This is a genomic window from Bacillus sp. IBL03825 (assembly GCF_024712505.1).
Lineage (GTDB): Bacteria > Bacillota > Bacilli > Bacillales > Bacillaceae_G > Bacillus_A > Bacillus_A wiedmannii.
The window spans coordinates 4,056,513-4,074,302 of sequence record NZ_JAMXKE010000001.1 but is presented as its reverse complement, the minus strand read 5'-3'; the positions used below and the strand labels follow the sequence as shown (position 1 = coordinate 4,074,302).

The following is a 17,790-nucleotide window of genomic DNA, read 5'->3' as shown; positions in this document are numbered from 1 at the left end:
TCCTCGGTGTTTTTACTTAACCAATAGCATGTAATACAAACATGGCTAAGAATAAGCATGTAACGATATACATAGACGGTGCGACTTCTTTACGCTTTCCAAGAGCAACTTTTAAGATAGGATAAGCAATAAATCCGAACGCAATGCCATCAGCGATACTATATGTGAGCGGGATCATGACGATAATTAAGAACGCTGGAAATCCTTCTGAAAAATCGTTCAGAGGAATTTGCTGAATGCTTGTAATCATCAGGCCGCCAATAATAATTAAGATTGGTGCAATGGCACTATCAGGAATTAGTTTCACAAACGGAAGTGCAAACAGTGATGCAAAGAATAACAACCCTGTAACGATAGACGTCAGACCTGTCTTTCCGCCTGCAGTAATACCTGCGGCACTCTCTACTGTTGATACGGTAGGGCTTGTGCCAAATAGACCACATGTCATTGCTGAAATTGCATTGGCTTGGTAAGCACGTGGGAATTTACGGTCATCTTCTAATAAACCGTGCAGTAGTCCCATGTTCTCAAAAATAAGCACCATGCTTAAGGAGAATGTTGCAATCCAAAACGGTAAGGAAGAAAGTTTGCCAAATGACATAGCTCCAAACACATCACCGTAATTAGCGAATGAGAATGAACTATTTCCGATTTGACTTGTATCAACAAGACCAAATAGCCATGCAATACCAGTTCCTATTGCAATCGTCCATAAAAAGCTTCCACGTACGTTACGAATAAATAGTACAAGTGCAACGATAAGAGTAAGTAGTGTCGCAAGAACGACAGGGTTACTTAATTTACCCATTGCAACAGCAGTATTTGGATTCGAAACGACTAAACCACCTTTTTGCAATCCGATAAATGCTAAAAATAATCCGATGCCGACAGTAATAGCTTCCTTTAATGACTTTGGAATCGATACTGAAAGCACGCGAGCGATTGGTGTAAACGCAGCAATTGCAAAAATAATACCAGAGATGAAGACAGCTGCTAATGCTTCCTGCCAAGCTAATCCGAGCGTATGCACAGCAGTGTACGTGAAGAATGCATTTACGCCCATACCAGGTACAAGAATAGCAGGTGCATTTGCCCAAAATGCCATGAGCAGACATCCGACAAATGAACTGAAAACAGTTGCTAAAATTCCAGCTTCAAGAGGAATGCCAGCATCCGATAAAATGGATGCATTTACAATCATAATATATACGATCGTGAAAAATGACGTAACTCCAGCTAAAACTTCTTGTTTTGGTGATGTTTCGTGTAAACCTAATTTAAATGTTCTTTCAAGTATTCCTTTCATGTTAAACCTTCTTTTTCATATCCCTCTCCCACCCGTGATATCTCTTTCGTAAGAGCTCACCGTCCTTTATTATATCAGAACATCATGTTTTTACAACAAGGAAAATGATAACGTTTACTTATAAAAGAAATTATTTATAAATACGTAAAAATAGCTCGTATTGTTGAAATGATTTCTAATTCTCCTGATTGAATGGGCGGAGCTGCTTGCGCATGTAAAGTAGCATAGGACGTCACTTCCCGTGGTAATTGGGCAGATTCTTCAACGAATGAGAGTGGAACTGGATTAATGTTTAAATTGTATGTACTCGCAATAGCACGAGCTTTTTCTACCGCTTGTTGCAGAGCTTGAATGAGAGCTTGCTCATAATATTTATTTGGATGAGATATTCGAAAACGTAATCCTTTTGCTAAGTTTGCTCCATTTGAAACGGCTATATCATATACTTCCCCTGCTTTTTGTACATTTAAAACGGTAATTTCATACAAATGTTCTACACGATATCCTTGTAATAATGCTTTATCATTTACATATTCGTACTGGGGCGTAATCGTATATGAAATGGTTTCTATATTTTTGTCGGCAATACCTAGTTGTTTTAGTGCATTCAATAATTGTTTTGATTGCACTGCATTTTCTTCTTGCGCTTGTTTCACATTTTTATTATCAGTTCTAATGCCAAGTGTTAATATAACAACATTGGGTTTTGCTTTGACAACGCCTTCACCTTGTACAGTAATAGTCGCTTCTTTACCAGTAGTAGCTGTGCGTACGTTGTGTAAATAAGGATTCATTCCACCTTGCATCTTCCATCACCATCCTTATTTATATGTATATGTGTGAACAAAAAAGAAATTTATATGAAAAAAGTTACATAAATGAGAATGTTGAGGGAAGAAAGCATATACAACATAGGTATTTATAGATTATAATATGTGTAAATATGATAAAAAAGGGACGAGGCTAGTGAACGAAAAAAGAGAAACACTGATTTTAGAGTTATCCGGATCATTCCGAAAGATGATACGTTTATTACAAAATGATATTAATACACGTTTTGCAGAACATATGCCATACAATGAATTTTCTGTATTACGCGCGTTATTTTTAAACAGTCCACAGATGGCTTCGCAAATTGCGAGTGAAGTAAACGTAACCTCCAGTCATATTACAGCTGTTACTGATCGTCTCGTACGAAAAGGGTTTGTAGAAAGAAAGCGTTCAAATTCAGACCGTCGTATCGTGTACCTAGAAATTACAGAACACGGAAGAGAAGTAACTGAAAAACTTGAAGCTGTGCGTAAAGAATATTATAAAGAGAGATTTAAAGGTTGGAGGGACCAAGAAATCGAAATGGTTTTAGATTTATTTGGCCGCGTATTATAATAAATGAGGATAGGAAGCGAAAGCTTTCCTATCCTTTTTCTTTTGAATAAAAACATTTTGAAACTCCAATACTTTAATTAAAAAGAATCGGAGTGAAAAATTATGAAACGTATTTGTACGCTTTTCATTATGATTGGAAGTTTTTTCTGCTTTAATCAATTCGCGGATGCCGCAACGCCTCTTCAAGTCGTTCAGAAAGAATTACAACATATTTCAAATAAGCAACCTGTTTTATATTCAAAACTATGGATTCGTTCAATGCAGAATGCTATTTTATTTCATCATAGTGATAACATTCGGCATGAAGATACGATAAGCAATGTGACAAAGTCTTCTCTTATAAAAGTAAAACAGCTTCCACTTCAGAAAGCATCGAAGTATATCCCGAGATTATCGCAATATATTTCTAAGTTTGAAGCTGAGAATGTGCAAGTGTACTATGTTGCAGCTCGTTATGAAGTGAAAAAAGAAAATCCGTATCAGTTAAATGGAATGAATTATTTTATGCAAGTGTTTATTCAACAAGGGGGGGAATGGCGAATTGCTGAAAGCATAGTTGCTCCAACAGATCAAATCGTGGCAAATGGTGATGGATTTGGAACGAAGCAAGAAAAAGAGTATGGGAAAAGAAGAGAGAATGTGAAATAACCTCCTCGCTATGAGGAGGTTATTTCGTACGAAGTAAAAATTTTTTATTTATGAAATAGTTAAGTATTACATAGCTAAATACTCCTATTATTATGAATCCAGCGTAATAACTTAATATCGGATCATTTTTTTCACCTGTTAACCGGCCTCCTAATAGTGCAAAACATATTGTGACACACGGTATAAATAGACGGTGTAGTTTAGTGAATAATAATATTTTACCGTTATTTTCATTTTTTGTCCGATTATAGAAAAATACTCCTAATGGTAAAAGAATGAGAATATACAGAATCGGAGTGATAAGTTTCCAGATGGGCTGGAATTGGTGGTGCACCTTAACGGATTCTTTTAGATTATTAATTTTTACTTCTTTTACTTCTGGATTAAATGTATAAGATATATAAGTATTATTAGTAGGTGCAAAAACTTCAATGTTCTCTACATATGATGTGTAATTCGCTTTCTTAAGGAAAAATTCAGTTGTAGATATATTTGTGTGAATCCAAGTGAAATGAAACAGTAACACGCTTAATCCAGATGGTAATATAATAAAAACTAAGCTTAATATACTATGTGAAATGACATTACCAGCAATTGTTCCAATAAAAATGGCTATTGTAAAAATCGCAATCCATGTAATAGTAACATAACATAATAATGTAAGTATTGGCCCGAAAGATTGATATTGGTTAAATAGATTAATCTTTAGGATAAAATACATTAAGATGATATTAAGGCTCATTATGAATACAATTGCAATTGCCCCGAACAGCCATTTAGAAAGAAAAAGTTCTTTTCTCGTGAATGGCATTGCGAATAACAGATAATCTGTTTGATTTTGTCTTTCCCAACTTATTAATGAACAAGCGAGTAATATGAAAGTTGGGATGAAGGGGATGATAAGAGTATCCCCATTTAAACTATAGCTGAAATAGTTTAAATGGTTTGCTGAAAGATTTGTTAGTTGAATCTGTAAATCATTAAAATAGCTAATAGGTAAAAACCAAAAGCTACTACAAGCAAAGAGTAAAAGAATGTACTTACTTTGCTTGTAATGATGTAACCATAAAGCCTTATAAAACATGTTATCCCTCCAAAACCAATTGCAAAAATATGATTGTGTTGAATTTAGTTAATATTCCAAGTAAACTTCCATTTTAATATTTTAGGTAGGAAGAAATACGTAATTAAACTAGTCACCAAAAATCCGATGTAAAAGCTGGACAATGAGTGGGTACTACTTAATGTTAAACCTCCAACGATTCCAATAAGTAAAATAGCACATATGATAACTGCTTTTTGTAGTCTCGAATATAATATGAAGTTACCATTTCGCTCATTGACGGAACGAACATATAAATATATACCAAGTGGTAATAAAATAATAATATGTGCAATAGGTCCAATCAATGTTTTGGCTGAAGGAATGTATGAAAAATTTGGTTCATCATGACGAACTCCTTTAGGATCGGTGTAAGCATTTTGTGGATTGTAATCAAATACAATATTAAATTCTTCTGCTGGGCTAGAAATACGTATATTTTCTGTCATATTGTTTATTTTAGTATAAATCTTTTCCCCATCCGCGCTTGAATGAACACTAATCACCCCTACCATAAGAGATGGTAGTAAAAATGGAAAAACGATTATAATAGCAGTAATAATTCCTTGGGATACGATATTTCCAGCAATCGTTCCTATACATAATGCAAGTGTATAAATAGCAATTAGCACAATTAACATGTATAGAAAGTACGTATGGAATGGGGAAAAGATTTGATATTTATTATGAAAAGTTGTTTTTTTCATTATGGCAAATAATCCCCAGTTTAAAACGACAACAGCGGCGATATTACAGATTCCAAACAACCACTTTGTTATATAGAGGTGTGAACGTTTAAATGGCATAGACCATAACAAGTCGCTAGAGTTATTTTGCCTTTCCCATCCAATTAAAGTACAGGCTAGAACGATAAGCATACTACCTAACAACATGACAGGGTTTAAAAGTGTTAAATTAAAGTGGTAATGATATATATAGTTCCACGCTTTGTTCATCTTTAAATATTGTTGTTGTTCAATAGAAGTCATATAGTACATATATGATAAAGTATAGAAACTGCTGAGCCACAATAGCCATACAACATATTTACTTTGTTGATATGTTCTTAGCCATAATGCTTTTTGAAACATAGGATCCCTCCTTTAAAAAACTTTATAATTTGTTAGTCGTGATAATGCAACATAGGTAATGATTCCAGCGAGAAACAAACTAATATAGTAGCTAGGTAAGAAATGGAATGGATTCATTTTATAGCCACCTAGTAATGCAAAGTAAATGGTTGTCCCCCATATCCATATTTTTAAATGTTTTTGGAAAATAAATATCTTTTGACCGTTTTCATTTGGTGATCGTCTATATAAATACGCGCCAAGTAGTAAGTTAACTATTGTATAAAAAATAGGGACTAACATTGATTTAGCCGAATAATAGTGATAAGATACTGGATTTCTTAAAGTCATTGGGTCTTTTTCTTTCTTGCGTGATGCTGGATCATAGTCGTAAGTGATAGAAAACTGATATATTGGTGCAACTATATTTGTTTTTTGATTGATTTCATAAAGCTGTTGATATAAGTCATTATTTTTAGGAGCTATAGCATCTAAATGTTGTATTGTAAGGTTGTAAGCTAATGATATGAATGTAAGCCCCATTAGTAGCCACGGAATACAAAAAACGACTTGTGAAACGATGCTTCCAGTAAATGTACCGATGCATAATGCAGCTGTATATACTGCAACATAGGAAACAATGGCATACAGAAAGTATCGATGAAACGGACTGAATGATTGGTACTCAAAATGAATGGTTGTTCTATAAATAAGGTACATAAGGATCCAGTTTACAAGGAGAGATCCTATAATCCAGAATGAACCGAAAGCCCATTTAGAAAAGAAAATATCTTTTCTTGTAAATGGCATTGCTAGTAGGGCATTAGACTGGTTATTACGTTCCCATCCTATAAATAGACAGGCTAAGCAAATAATAAGAAAAGTTAGCCAAATACTATTACCTGTCTTTGACCAAAATTCATAATAGTAATAAAATGTTCCCTTTTCTTGCAATCTATCATAATTAGCAAGTTGCACCTGAGCACTTCTATAGTATCCAAAAGATAAAAGATAAAGCGAACTAAAGAAGAATAGTAACACAGCATATTTCCCGCGTTTCCAATTCCACATCCACAACGCCTTATGAAACATACCCATCCTCCTCCAGTGTCGTAACGAAGACATCTTCAAGTGACATTGTTAATTCTTCAATGAGTATAGGTTGTTCTTTATAAAACTTCTCCAGTGTTGTAGCTACATTTCCCTCAATTAAGATTGTATATACTTTTCCTGTTTGATTTAATATTTTAATATTGCTTAAGTTTTCTAGTTTTTGAGGTAATGAACGTTCGTAAGCAACTTGGATTTTAGCAAATCGTGATTTTGCATCGTCTAGTGATGTAATAGACGAGATAGTATGGCCTTTTAATATAATGATTGTATCTGCAATTTGTTCCACTTCATCTAAATGGTGAGTTGAGATGAAAATGGTAATCTCTTTTTCTGCAACTTCTCCAACGAGAAACTGTAAAATCTGTCTTTTAACGATAGGATCAAGTCCGTTTGTCGGTTCATCTAAAATGATATATTCTGCTTTTGTAGAAACGGCTAAAATGATGGCAAGGAGTGCTTTCATTCCTTTTGAATAGCTACGAATTCGTTTGTTTGGTAAGTTAAAACGTTCTAACAGTTCATAGAAATATGCTTCATCAAATGCGGTATAAACTTCTTTATAAAACTTTACAATTTCTTTTACCGTATATCCGTTCAGTATGTTAGTAGAATCCGGAACATATACGATTTTTTGCTTTATTTCAGGACACTGATGAATGTTTGTATCTTCATATGTAACAGTCCCGGCATCAGGGTCTAAAATACCGACCATCGTTCGTAATAAAGTTGTTTTCCCCACACCGTTTCTTCCGAGTAATCCGATGATACTTCCTCTTTGTAATGTGAAAGAAACATCATCTAAAATTGTTTGATTATCAATTGTTTTCTTCAAGCTTGTCACTTTCAGCATCCGCATTTCCTCCAATCTCTTTGTAGTATGAATCTATCCAATCATGAATTTTATCTTTCGTAACACCAAGATAAGAGGCTTCTAATAGTAATTGATGAAATTGCTTTTCAACCATAGCGATTTTCCTTTCGTCTAATGTTGGGGTAATCGATTGGGATACAAATGTTCCTTTTCCTCGTAACGTTTCAATAATCCCTTGTCGCTCTAATTCCTGATACGCTTTACTTACTGTATTTGGATTTATAACGAGTAAAGAAGCGAGTTCGCGTACAGAAGGAAGTTTATCACTTGGAGCTAACATGTTTTTCAATACGAGTTCTTTTATATTTTGAACAATTTGTTCCCATATCGGAGTGTTGCTTCTTGGATCAAGTTGAATATGCAAGAGCAATGTCTCCTTTCTGACGTGTATTAAGTGTACTACTGTATGTAATACACTTAATACGATATAGGTAATGAATGTATTTGTCAACTGAAAATATTAGAAAAATATGGTATTAAAAAATAAAAAATTGGAAAAAATAGGTCTGATATAGAATGGAGGGTTAGTCATGAAGCGAGTTTTTGGAATACTTGTTTGTTTCATGTTATTGCTTTCTGGTACTTCAGTTAGTTTCGCACAATCTGAGAAGACGAAGCAGGAGAAAACAGAAGAAACAGCGCCGAAGTTAGCGGAACAAGCGTCGTCAGCAATTGTAATTGAACAAGATACAGGTAAAGTTTTGTTTGATAAAAATCCAAATGAGAAATTACCACCTGCTAGTATGACGAAGATTATGACAATGCTATTAATTATGGAACAAGTTGAAAAAGGAAAACTAAAACTGACCGATAAAGTTAGAGCAAGTGAGCATGCCGCTTCAATGGGTGGATCACAAATCTTTTTAGAGCCTGGAGAAGAGATGACTGTAAATGAAATGCTAAAGGGTATTGCTATTGCATCTGGAAATGATGCGTCTGTTGCAGTAGCGGAGCATATCGCGGGTTCAGAAGAAGGTTTTGTAAATATGATGAACAAAAAAGCGAAAGATTTAGGACTGAAAAATACTCATTTTCAAAACCCAACAGGTCTTCCGGCTAAAGACCATTATTCCACAGCAAATGATATGGCTATAATGGCAAAAGAATTGATGAAGTACCCACTTATTCGCAAATATACAGGTAAATACGAAGACTATTTACGTGAAGATACGGATAAGAAGTTTTGGCTCGTGAATACGAATAAGTTAGTACGTTTTTATCCTGGAGTAGATGGTGTGAAAACGGGCTTTACGACAGAAGCAAAATATTGTTTAACAGCATCGGCTGAAAAGAATGGGATGCGTGTTATTTCAGTTGTTATGGGAGCACCTACATCGAAAGAACGGAACAACCAAGTAACAAAGCTTCTTGACTACGCATTTGGACAATATATGACAAAAAAAATGTATACACGCGGCGAAAAAATTAAGACTGTACAAGTAGGAAAAGGGAAAAAAGAAAAAGTAGATTTAGTTGCGTCAGACAATGTGTCTCTTCTTATGAAGAAGGGCGAAAATATGGACAAAGTAAAGCAAGAAGTAATTGCTGAAAAGAAAGTGAAAGCGCCGATTAAAAAAGGTGACGCGCTTGGTACACTAGTTATTAAAAAAGATAAAGATGTTTTATTAAAACAAACAATTGTAGCAAAAGAAGATGTTGCTGCAGCGAGCTGGTGGGAGTTATTTAAAAGAAGTTTTGGGATGTTTTCAACATCAAAATAGCGGCAAACATTTTGCCGCTTTTCTATTCGTATGAAAGTAAATAATTGCTGAATCGTTTCACTTTATGGCGAAATAGTTCTTCTTTTGTCAGTAGGAAGGATTCTTATGTTGTATCACGAAAATCTTTATGTATGTAAATGAGTAAAGTTTGAGCATAAGGAGGAAATCGTGTGAGTCTTTCCATGCAATTAGAAGTAAAACGTGACGTCCTATGTGTGAGACTAGCGGGTGAATTAGATCATCATACTGCTGAAGAGTTGCGAACGAAAGTAACAGATATGATTGAGACACATGGTGTTCATCATATTGTTTTGAGCCTAGAGAACTTATCGTTTATGGATAGTTCTGGTTTAGGTGTTATATTAGGCCGATATAAGCATGTAAAGGGATTAGGTGGAGAAATGGTTGTTTGTGCAATTTCACCGCCTGTTAAACGTTTATTTGAAATGTCGGGCTTATTTAAAATTGTTCGTTTAGAAGAAAGTGAAGCGCATGCGCTCGCGACGTTGGGGGTGGCATAAATGAGAAATGAAATGAACCTTCAATTTTCAGCATTAAGTCAAAATGAATCGTTCGCTCGCGTTACAGTAGCTGCATTCATTGCGCAACTAGACCCAACGATGGAAGAACTTACGGAGATTAAAACAGTTGTGTCAGAAGCAGTTACGAATGCAATTATTCATGGGTACGAAGGAAATGCAGAAGGTGTTGTTTATATTTCTGTAATTTTGGAAGAAGCAATGGTGAAACTCACGATTCGAGATGAAGGGATTGGCATCTTTGATTTAGATGAAGCAAGGCAACCCCTGTTTACAACTAAACCTGAATTAGAGCGTTCCGGAATGGGATTTACTATCATGGAAAATTTTATGGATGAAGTAGAAGTTATTTCAAACGAATCTTTCGGGACAACAATCCATTTGACAAAATACTTATCAAATAGTAACGCTCTATGCAATTAAGGAGAATAGCCTATGGACATAGAGGTCAAAAATGAGAAGAAGAAACCTCAGTTAAAGGACCACGAGCTAAAAGCGTTAATTCAACAAAGTCAAGATGGAGATCAGCAAGCGAGAGATACAATCGTTCAAAGTAATATGCGTCTCGTATGGTCGGTTGTGCAGCGTTTTCTTAATCGAGGATACGAACCAGACGATTTATTTCAAATTGGATGTATTGGGCTCTTAAAATCGGTAGATAAATTTGATTTATCTTTCGACGTGAAATTTTCAACATATGCAGTTCCAATGATTATTGGAGAAATACAACGATTTTTACGTGATGATGGATCAGTGAAAGTAAGTAGATCTTTAAAAGAAACAGGAAATAAAATACGAAAGATGAGAGACGAGCTTTCGAAAGAATTTGGAAGAGCGCCAACAATTAATGAAGTAGCCGAAGCGTTAGAACTAACGCCAGAGGAAGTGGTTCTGGCGCAAGAAGCGAGTCGAGCTCCTTCATCCATACATGAAACGGTGTATGAAAACGATGGAGATCCAATCACTATTTTAGATCAAATTGCCGATCAATCTGAAACGAAATGGTTCGATAAAATTGCTTTAAAAGAAGCAATTAGAGAATTAGATGATCGAGAACGTTTAATTGTGTATTTACGCTACTATAAAGATCAAACCCAATCGGAAGTAGCGGAACGAATAGGCATTTCGCAAGTACAAGTTTCAAGACTTGAAAAGAAAATATTAAAACAGATGAAAGATCGAATAGATGAATAGCTATCTATTCGATTTTTTTTTGATTTTAAATTGGAGGAGATTGTAAACTTTCGTAAAAAATGACAGAATTTATTAATAATTCGGTTAATTTAAAATGTAATCCAAGTATGAACTTGTCACAAAGGGGGAAGAAAATATGGAAACGAGGCAACAATGGGGAACGAGGGCTGGATTTATTTTCGCAGCGGTCGGCTCTGCCGTTGGATTAGGAAACATATGGCGTTTTCCTTATACAGCGTATGAAAATGGGGGAGGCGCATTCTTTTTACCGTACTTATTCGCATTATTAACGACTGGTATTTCATTATTGGCGTTTGAATTTGCTCTTGGGCATCGTCACCGTGGTTCCGCGCCACTTACGTTCTTCCGTATTAGTCCGCGTGCTGAATTCATCGGATGGTGGCAAATGTGTGTAACATTTATCGTTTCAACATATTATGCAGTAATTATTGCTTGGTCTATTTCATATACGTACTTTGCAATTACTGGAGCATGGGGGAAAGACACGCAATCATTTTTATTTAAAGAGTACTTACATGTTGCAGATAAGCCAGGGCAGTTTGGGGGGCTTGTGCCGGAAGTATTGATTCCATTAGCTCTCGTTTGGATTATTGTGCTTGGTGTTGCATTCAAAGGAGTTAAAAAAGGAATCGAAGTGGTTAACCGCATTTTCATTCCTTTACTAGTTGTTATGTTCCTTATTATCGTAGTTCGTGCAGTGACGATGGAAGGTGCGATGCAAGGATTAGATGCATTCTTCAAACCAGATTGGAGTCGTATTTTTGATGGGAAGGTATGGCTTGCTGCTTATGGTCAAATTTTCTTTAGCTTATCTTTAGCATTTGGAATTATGATTACGTATTCTAGTTATTTACCGAAAAACTCAGATACAACAAATAATGCCTTTATTACTGGCTTTGCAAACTCAGGATTTGAATTATTAGCAGGGATTGGGGTCTTTGCAGCTCTTGGATTTATGGCAAACAATATGGGAGTACCAGTTGATAAAGTAGCAAGTGCTGGTGTAGGACTTGCATTCGTAGTATTCCCGCAAATTATTAATGAATTACCGATGTCACCATTATTTGGCGTATTGTTTTTCTTATCATTAACGGTTGCCGGAATTACATCCCTCATTTCGCTTGCGGAAGTATGTTTTGCGGCCGTATCTGAAAAGTTCAGCTTAAGCCGCCAAAAAACAATTGGAATTATGGGAACGCTTCTCGTACTAGTGTCTCTTGTTTTTGCAACACGTGGTGGGCTTATGTTCCTAGATGTTGTTGATTATTTCGCTAATAACTTCGGGTTAATTTCAATTGCATTAGTGGAAGTAGTTACGATAGGGCTCATTCTACGCCGTTTACCAGTTTATCAAAATCACGCAAACTTCGTATCTGATATTAAGTTAGGGACGTTTTGGAGAGTGAGTTTACTCGTTATTACCCCGCTTATGTTAGGATACATGTTAATTGATGGGACAATCCAAAATATTAAAAAGAACTACGGAGATTATCCAACGGAGTTTGTCGTAACATATGGTTGGTCAATTGCAGCAGCGTTCCTTATCGTTGCACTAATCATTAGTATAAAGAAATGGAATGCACAAATACATTCAGATTCTGCTAAGCTTGAAAAAGAATGGAAAGATCGGGGTGTTTCATAATGAGCGGATCAGCGATTATGATGATGGTTATTGGTATGGTAGTCATTTGGGGAGGACTCGCATTAAGTATTGCAAATTTATTTAAGAAAAAGGCATAAACTAAAAAACATCTGTACCGAAACGGTACAGATGTTTTTTTATGAAAAAATTGTATTAGAAAAAAATTCAATAACCATACTACAACTACGAGGAAGAGTGAAGAGGTGAATGGAAATTGGAACAAACAATTTATATTAAAATGCGTAATCGATTAAAAGTTTCTCCTACGTATGAAGTGAAACTGGGTGATGTCGCTCAACTTGCCGGAGATGCTATGGTAGTTGAATTATTACAGAATGAGGTAGTTTACAAAATAACAGCGCATGATAAGACGCATGTTGTAATTGATGTTATGAAAATTATTGAGATTATTCAACAAAAAGCGGCTCATATACAAATTAATTTACTCGGTTCTGGACAAACTCTTGTTGAAATTATATATGAAAAAAAGAAAGTACATCCGATTTTCTTCGGACTTGTATGGTTGTTACTTTTTATTGGAGCGGCTCTTGCGATCATTTATTTCCATGAAGATGTAAGTATGCAACAAGTACACCAGCGGTTATATTACATGATTACGGGAGAATTTAAGGCACAGCCACTTCTATTTCAAATTCCTTATTCAGTAGGTCTTGGGTTAGGCATGGTTTTATTTTTTAATCATGTATTTCAAAAGCGAATTAATGAAGAGCCGAGTCCGTTAGAAGTGGAGATGTTCCAATACCAGCAGTCACTTGACCAATATGTAATTGTTCATGAAAACAAGGACAATATGAAACAACTTGCCGATGATTGAGTCTGGGCTTGTTATTTTAATTGGTTTAGCGGGAGGAATTGCAGTAGGTAGCGGATATGTCGCATTTTTAGCTGTACTTGGTATAATCCCCCGACTAGCTCAATTAACGAGAAGTGGAAAGCACATTCAATATTTTGAGTGGGCAGTTATTGCAGGTACGTTAACAGGAGCTTGGTGTAGTTTGAAAAACATTACATTTCAAACATCGCAATATTGGCTTGTTATACTAGGACTATTTTGTGGCACATTCATTGGAATGCTTGCAGCCGCATTAACAGAAGTGTTAAATGTTTTACCTATTTTAGCGAAACGAGTAGGGGTAGAAGGGAAAATTGTTGTTTTACTCGTTGCTCTTGTACTTGGCAAAGTAATAGGCTCATTGTTTCACTGGATTTATTTCGTAAAGTAGGAGGCAATATATAAATGACAGGGCGAAAACTAAAGGATGATTACATAAATAAAGTGAAGGAGTACCATCCAAAACCAAACTATTTCCTAAATTGTGTCAAGGCATTTCTTGTAGGTGGATTCATTTGTACTGTCGGAGAAGTATTAATGAAATTTTATATACATTATTTTCATTTCAGTGAACAAGAGGCAGGAAATCCGACAGTTGCAACGCTTGTATTACTATCGGCGATTTTAACAGGTTGTGGTGTATATGATAAAATCGGTCAATTTGCTGGAGCGGGATCGGCCGTACCTGTTACAGGATTTGCGAATTCTATGGCGAGCGCTGCGCTAGAACATAAGAGTGAAGGAATTGTGCTTGGGGTTGCTACAAATATGTTTAAGCTAGCGGGAAGTGTTATCGTTTTTGGGGTCGTTGGTGCATACGTTATTGGATTAATAAGATATACTTTTAACATTTTTATGTCTTAAAGGAGGGGCTAGTATGAGGTTGACTGGAAAACAAACGTGGGTATTTCAAAATGATATTTATGTGAATGCAACCGGTACTGCTGTTGGTCCAAAAGAAGCTGAAGGCCCTCTTGGGAAGGATTTTGATATTTCATATGATGATTTACATTGCGGAGAGGAAAACTGGGAACTTGCTGAACGAAGATTAATGTCAGATTCAATTCAACAAGTCTTGCAAAAAGGAAATGTAAAAACATCACAAATCGACTTTTTTTTAGCGGGTGATTTATTAAATCAAACAGTGACAGCAAATTATGTTGCACGTAATTGGGGGATTCCCTTTTTAGGGATGTTTAGCGCTTGTGCAACCTCGATGGAGACTTTAGCGGTTGGATCAGCCTTTATAGATGGTGGATTCGCAAATCGTGTTTTAGCGACGGTAAGTAGTCATAATGCAACTGCTGAAAGACAGTTCCGTTATCCAACAGAGTATGGGGGACAGAAACCAGGAACAGCAAATTCCACTGTTACAGGTGCGGGATCCATATTAATTAGTAAAGAAAAAAGTGCAATTAAAATTACGGCAGCTACGATTGGAAAAGTGCAAGATTTAGGGATTGCGAATCCTTTAGATATGGGGTCGGCGATGGCACCTGCTGCTGCTCATACAATTCAACAACATTTTGAAGATTTGAAGAGGAGTGCAGCAGATTATGATTTGATTGTTACCGGTGATTTATCAGCTATTGGGACACCAATCGCAAAACAACTGTTACTGGAAGAAGGTTATGATCTTGGGCATATATATAATGATTGCGGATTAATGATTTATGATTCCGGTCAAGAAGAAGTATTTGCCGGTGGTAGTGGTTGTGCTTGTTCAGCTGTTGTCACATATGGTCATTTATTAAGCGAGATGCAAAAAGGGAATTTACAACGAATTTTTGTCGTTGCTACTGGCGCGTTATTAAGTCCGATGATGATGCAGCAGAAAGAAACCATTCCAACAATTGCACATGGTGTCGTATTTGAGAGAGTGAAGGGAGAGTGAATTGTGGATTTTATATATGCATTTCTTGTAGGAGGCGCCATTTGTGTAATTGGACAGGTATTGTTAGATTTCGCAAAGTTAACACCAGCCCATTTAATGGCTACCTTTGTAGTTATAGGAGCAGTTTTAGATGGATTCGGATTGTACGATAAGCTTATAAAGTTTGCTGGTGCTGGTGCGACAGTTCCTATTACAAGTTTTGGACATTCACTATTACATGGGGCAATGCATGCGGCAGAAAAACACGGATATATTGGGATTGGTATGGGTATGTTTAGTTTAACGTCTGCAGGCATTTCTGCAGCGATATTATTTTCATTTTTTGTAGCACTTATATGTAAACCGAAAGGATAAATCAAATGAGACGAAGGGTTGTTTTGGTCACAGATGGGGATGAATATGCAAAGCGGACAATTGAGCTTTTAACGAAGGAATTTGGGGGAAGGTGTATTTCAGCATCACAAAGTAATCCAACCAAATTGACAGGGAAGAAAGTTGTTGAGCTTATTATGCAAACGCCATATGACCCTGTATTTGTCATGTTTGATGACAGTGGATTTATTGGAGAAGGATCTGGTGAAAAGGCTTTAAAATATGTAGCCACACATAAACAAATTGATGTACTGGGGATTTTGGCAGTAGCGTCTAATACACATCATTGGGAATGGGCACGTGTAGATGTCAGTGTAGATCGGAACGGGAATTTAACCGAATACGGTGTTGATAAATTTGGACTTCCAGATGGTGAAATTGGCAGAATTAGCGGAGATACAATTTATTGTTTAGATGATCTGAATGTTCCTGTCATTGTGGGAGTTGGTGATATTGGTAAGATGTGTGGAAACGATGAATGGGAGAGAGGATCACCTATTACTAGAAAAGCGATTCAATTAATTTTGGAAAGGAGTGGTTTTTATGACGAAACCTAAAAAAGTGGAAATCCCTATTTCATCTTTCATAAGTGATAATGAAAATTACTTAAAGCAAACAGCTGGACTGGGTGTTACATACGACGTTGGCATTCGTAAATTTCAAATTTTGAATAAAGAAATTGGTGTGTTATTTGTAAATGGACTTTGTGATACAAATTATATTATCCCTATTTTAGAAGAAGCGGTGGATACAAATGAGATAAGGGATGTAGAAGAAGATACAGTGAAGCTTTTAGAGAATCGTTTAATCCATCAACAAGTAAGCAAAGTGAAAACGATGGATGAGGTAATGCTTCAAGTATTATCGGGACTCATCGTTATATTTGTGGAAGGTGAAACGGAAGCGTTCGCAATAGATGTTCGTAGTTATCCGGGCCGGACGCCGACAGAACCAGATACAGAAAAGGTAGTACGTGGTGCAAGGGACGGATTTGTTGAAAATATCGTTGTAAATACAGCGTTAATTCGTAGAAGGATACGTGACCCACGTCTTCGAAATGAAATGATTCGAGTAGGAGATAGATCACAAACGGATGTTTGTATTACATATGTACAAGATGTTGCAAATCCGGATTTAGTTAAAATTATAAAACAAGAATTAAATAACATTGAAGTAGACGGGATTACGATGGCGGATAAAACGATAGAGGAATTTGTAGTTAAACAAGGCTATAATCCCTTCCCGCTTATTCGATATACAGAAAGACCAGATGTAGCAGCAAATCATCTATTAGAAGGACATGTGTTAGTACTCGTTGACACATCGCCAAGTGCTATGATTACACCGACAACATATTTTCATCATTTACAGCATGCAGAAGAGTTTAGGCAAAATCCAGCTGTAGGTACATTTTTACGTTGGGTACGTTTTTTAGGTGTTATATTTTCACTGTTCTTATTGCCATTTTGGTTAGTGTTTGTTTTTGATCCAACTCTTTTACCGGAAAGTCTTGCTTTCATTGGACCGAACAAGATGACGCATTTACCAATTTTATTACAAATTTTGATGGCCGAAATCGGACTCGAATTTTTAAGGATGGCTGCCATTCATACACCGACATCATTGTCGTCTGCAGCAGGATTAATTTCTGCCATATTAATTGGTCAAATTGCCATTGATGTAGGTTTGTTTGTACCAGAAGTAATTTTATACGTAGCAGTTTCTATGATCGGAGCATATGCAACACCGAGTTATGAATTAGGGCTTGGGAATAAAGTCGGAAAGCTATTTGTCATTATTTTGACAGGTATATTTCATGAAATGGGATTTGTAGTTGGAATGACGATATTGATTTTATTTTTAACGTCTATAAAAAGTTTACAAACACCGTATTTATGGCCGTTTTTACCATTTGATTGGGGAGCGTTAACAAAAATTCTACTCCGTCCAACGATGTCTAGTTTAAAAGTGCGCCCAAGTATTGTAAAACCTCAAAATGTAAGAAGGCAAAAATAAGCAGGATTAATCTCCTGCTTATTTTTTATCGAAAATTTATTG

The 17,790-nt window shown here is 36.0% G+C and carries 22 protein-coding genes; 15 read left to right on the top strand and 7 right to left on the bottom strand.

Annotation, left to right across the window (positions count from 1 at the left end; genetic code table 11):
• Positions 1-16: 16 nt before the first annotated feature.
• Complete coding sequence (locus tag NHG49_RS20760; protein ID WP_064474888.1) at positions 17-1,306, bottom strand: NCS2 family permease; 1,290 nt, start codon at positions 1,304-1,306, stop codon at positions 17-19.
• Positions 1,307-1,440: 134 nt separating this feature from the next.
• Positions 1,441-2,112, bottom strand: coding sequence for an SIMPL domain-containing protein (locus tag NHG49_RS20755; protein WP_149173457.1), 672 nt, complete (start codon positions 2,110-2,112; stop codon positions 1,441-1,443).
• 160 nt (positions 2,113-2,272) lie between these two features.
• Here NHG49_RS20755 and NHG49_RS20750 point away from each other — a divergent pair, with 160 nt between their 5' ends.
• Together NHG49_RS20750 and NHG49_RS20745 are read left to right on the top strand one after the other, a co-directional pair.
• Positions 2,273-2,692, top strand: a complete 420-nt coding sequence (locus NHG49_RS20750; protein ID WP_258126477.1) for a MarR family winged helix-turn-helix transcriptional regulator — start codon at positions 2,273-2,275, stop codon at positions 2,690-2,692.
• Positions 2,693-2,794: 102 nt separating this feature from the next.
• Complete coding sequence (locus NHG49_RS20745) at positions 2,795-3,340, top strand: hypothetical protein (RefSeq protein WP_064474889.1); 546 nt, start codon at positions 2,795-2,797, stop codon at positions 3,338-3,340.
• A 19-nt stretch (positions 3,341-3,359) separates the two neighbouring features.
• Here the strand turns inward: NHG49_RS20745 and NHG49_RS20740 are convergent, their stop codons facing one another.
• Genes NHG49_RS20740 through NHG49_RS20720 form a run of 5 tightly spaced genes read right to left on the bottom strand, consistent with a single transcriptional unit; the run spans position 3,360 to position 7,860 of the window.
• Positions 3,360-4,424 (bottom strand): ABC-2 transporter permease, encoded by a 1,065-nt coding sequence (locus NHG49_RS20740; protein ID WP_064474890.1) that lies wholly within the window; start codon positions 4,422-4,424, stop codon positions 3,360-3,362.
• Positions 4,425-4,468: 44 nt separating this feature from the next.
• On the bottom strand, positions 4,469-5,533 hold the full coding sequence (locus tag NHG49_RS20735) for an ABC transporter permease subunit (protein WP_064474891.1): 1,065 nt from the start codon (positions 5,531-5,533) through the stop codon (positions 4,469-4,471).
• A gap of 12 nt (positions 5,534-5,545) precedes the next feature.
• On the bottom strand, positions 5,546-6,604 hold the full coding sequence (locus tag NHG49_RS20730) for an ABC transporter permease subunit (protein WP_064474892.1): 1,059 nt from the start codon (positions 6,602-6,604) through the stop codon (positions 5,546-5,548).
• Positions 6,594-7,475, bottom strand: a complete 882-nt coding sequence (locus tag NHG49_RS20725; protein ID WP_258126476.1) for an ABC transporter ATP-binding protein — start codon at positions 7,473-7,475, stop codon at positions 6,594-6,596. The genes NHG49_RS20730 and NHG49_RS20725 overlap by 11 nt, the downstream gene beginning before the upstream one ends.
• Positions 7,441-7,860: a GntR family transcriptional regulator gene (locus NHG49_RS20720; RefSeq protein WP_000548033.1), complete on the bottom strand. Its 420-nt coding sequence runs from the start codon at positions 7,858-7,860 to the stop codon at positions 7,441-7,443. Before NHG49_RS20720 ends, NHG49_RS20725 begins: the two co-directional genes overlap by 35 nt.
• 166 nt (positions 7,861-8,026) lie before the next feature.
• On the opposite strand from NHG49_RS20720, the gene dacF reads away from it, so the two are divergent.
• The 13 genes from dacF to spoVAF all read left to right on the top strand — a co-directional run bounded on the left by dacF (position 8,027) and on the right by spoVAF (position 17,748).
• Complete coding sequence (dacF, locus tag NHG49_RS20715; protein WP_064474894.1) at positions 8,027-9,217, top strand: serine-type D-Ala-D-Ala carboxypeptidase DacF; 1,191 nt, start codon at positions 8,027-8,029, stop codon at positions 9,215-9,217.
• A gap of 170 nt (positions 9,218-9,387) precedes the next feature.
• On the top strand, positions 9,388-9,738 hold the full coding sequence (gene spoIIAA / locus NHG49_RS20710) for an anti-sigma F factor antagonist (protein WP_000059133.1): 351 nt from the start codon (positions 9,388-9,390) through the stop codon (positions 9,736-9,738).
• Complete coding sequence (gene spoIIAB / locus NHG49_RS20705) at positions 9,739-10,179, top strand: anti-sigma F factor (RefSeq protein ID WP_001243399.1); 441 nt, start codon at positions 9,739-9,741, stop codon at positions 10,177-10,179.
• 12 nt (positions 10,180-10,191) lie between these two features.
• Entirely contained in the window at positions 10,192-10,950 is a 759-nt protein-coding gene (gene sigF, locus NHG49_RS20700) for an RNA polymerase sporulation sigma factor SigF (RefSeq protein WP_000350733.1), read from the top strand.
• Between the two features lie 136 nt (positions 10,951-11,086).
• Positions 11,087-12,613 carry a sodium-dependent transporter gene (locus tag NHG49_RS20695; protein WP_046957461.1) on the top strand — a complete coding sequence of 509 codons (1,527 nt, stop codon included), beginning with the start codon at positions 11,087-11,089 and terminating at the stop codon, positions 12,611-12,613.
• Complete coding sequence (locus NHG49_RS20690) at positions 12,613-12,711, top strand: methionine/alanine import family NSS transporter small subunit (protein WP_000016829.1); 99 nt, start codon at positions 12,613-12,615, stop codon at positions 12,709-12,711. The genes NHG49_RS20695 and NHG49_RS20690 overlap by 1 nt, the downstream gene beginning before the upstream one ends.
• A gap of 116 nt (positions 12,712-12,827) precedes the next feature.
• Positions 12,828-13,448 (top strand): stage V sporulation protein SpoVAA, encoded by a 621-nt coding sequence (gene spoVAA / locus NHG49_RS20685; RefSeq protein ID WP_064474895.1) that lies wholly within the window; start codon positions 12,828-12,830, stop codon positions 13,446-13,448.
• A complete protein-coding gene (gene spoVAB, locus NHG49_RS20680; protein ID WP_000572950.1) occupies positions 13,441-13,857 on the top strand; it encodes a stage V sporulation protein SpoVAB in 417 nt (138 codons plus the stop codon). The genes spoVAA and spoVAB overlap by 8 nt, the downstream gene beginning before the upstream one ends.
• 14 nt (positions 13,858-13,871) lie before the next feature.
• Complete coding sequence (gene spoVAC / locus NHG49_RS20675) at positions 13,872-14,330, top strand: stage V sporulation protein AC (RefSeq protein WP_000147730.1); 459 nt, start codon at positions 13,872-13,874, stop codon at positions 14,328-14,330.
• A gap of 13 nt (positions 14,331-14,343) precedes the next feature.
• On the top strand, positions 14,344-15,360 hold the full coding sequence (spoVAD, locus tag NHG49_RS20670; RefSeq protein ID WP_064474896.1) for a stage V sporulation protein AD: 1,017 nt from the start codon (positions 14,344-14,346) through the stop codon (positions 15,358-15,360).
• A gap of 3 nt (positions 15,361-15,363) precedes the next feature.
• Positions 15,364-15,714, top strand: coding sequence for a stage V sporulation protein AE (gene spoVAE, locus NHG49_RS20665; protein ID WP_000345909.1), 351 nt, complete (start codon positions 15,364-15,366; stop codon positions 15,712-15,714).
• 5 nt (positions 15,715-15,719) lie between these two features.
• Complete coding sequence (spoVAEA, locus tag NHG49_RS20660) at positions 15,720-16,289, top strand: stage V sporulation protein SpoVABEA (RefSeq protein ID WP_001254417.1); 570 nt, start codon at positions 15,720-15,722, stop codon at positions 16,287-16,289.
• On the top strand, positions 16,276-17,748 hold the full coding sequence (gene spoVAF / locus NHG49_RS20655; RefSeq protein WP_048562394.1) for a spore germination protein SpoVAF: 1,473 nt from the start codon (positions 16,276-16,278) through the stop codon (positions 17,746-17,748). The genes spoVAEA and spoVAF overlap by 14 nt, the downstream gene beginning before the upstream one ends.
• Positions 17,749-17,790 lie beyond the last annotated feature (42 nt).

Bases quoted from the DNA above. Each gene is read 5' to 3' on its own strand.
- NHG49_RS20760 (WP_064474888.1), bottom strand. From the start codon at position 1,306: ATGAAAGGAATACTTGAAAGAACATTTAAATTAGGTTTACACGAAACA.
- NHG49_RS20755 (WP_149173457.1), bottom strand. From the start codon at position 2,112: ATGCAAGGTGGAATGAATCCTTATTTACACAACGTACGCACAGCTACT.
- NHG49_RS20745 (WP_064474889.1), top strand. From the start codon at position 2,795: ATGAAACGTATTTGTACGCTTTTCATTATGATTGGAAGTTTTTTCTGC.
- NHG49_RS20740 (WP_064474890.1), bottom strand. From the start codon at position 4,424: ATGTTTTATAAGGCTTTATGGTTACATCATTACAAGCAAAGTAAGTAC.
- NHG49_RS20735 (WP_064474891.1), bottom strand. From the start codon at position 5,533: ATGTTTCAAAAAGCATTATGGCTAAGAACATATCAACAAAGTAAATAT.
- NHG49_RS20730 (WP_064474892.1), bottom strand. From the start codon at position 6,604: ATGTTTCATAAGGCGTTGTGGATGTGGAATTGGAAACGCGGGAAATAT.
- NHG49_RS20725 (WP_258126476.1), bottom strand. From the start codon at position 7,475: ATGCTGAAAGTGACAAGCTTGAAGAAAACAATTGATAATCAAACAATT.
- dacF (WP_064474894.1), top strand. From the start codon at position 8,027: ATGAAGCGAGTTTTTGGAATACTTGTTTGTTTCATGTTATTGCTTTCT.
- spoIIAB (WP_001243399.1), top strand. From the start codon at position 9,739: ATGAGAAATGAAATGAACCTTCAATTTTCAGCATTAAGTCAAAATGAA.
- sigF (WP_000350733.1), top strand. From the start codon at position 10,192: ATGGACATAGAGGTCAAAAATGAGAAGAAGAAACCTCAGTTAAAGGAC.
- NHG49_RS20695 (WP_046957461.1), top strand. From the start codon at position 11,087: ATGGAAACGAGGCAACAATGGGGAACGAGGGCTGGATTTATTTTCGCA.
- NHG49_RS20690 (WP_000016829.1), top strand. From the start codon at position 12,613: ATGAGCGGATCAGCGATTATGATGATGGTTATTGGTATGGTAGTCATT.
- spoVAB (WP_000572950.1), top strand. From the start codon at position 13,441: ATGATTGAGTCTGGGCTTGTTATTTTAATTGGTTTAGCGGGAGGAATT.
- spoVAC (WP_000147730.1), top strand. From the start codon at position 13,872: ATGACAGGGCGAAAACTAAAGGATGATTACATAAATAAAGTGAAGGAG.
- spoVAD (WP_064474896.1), top strand. From the start codon at position 14,344: ATGAGGTTGACTGGAAAACAAACGTGGGTATTTCAAAATGATATTTAT.
- spoVAEA (WP_001254417.1), top strand. From the start codon at position 15,720: ATGAGACGAAGGGTTGTTTTGGTCACAGATGGGGATGAATATGCAAAG.
- spoVAF (WP_048562394.1), top strand. From the start codon at position 16,276: ATGACGAAACCTAAAAAAGTGGAAATCCCTATTTCATCTTTCATAAGT.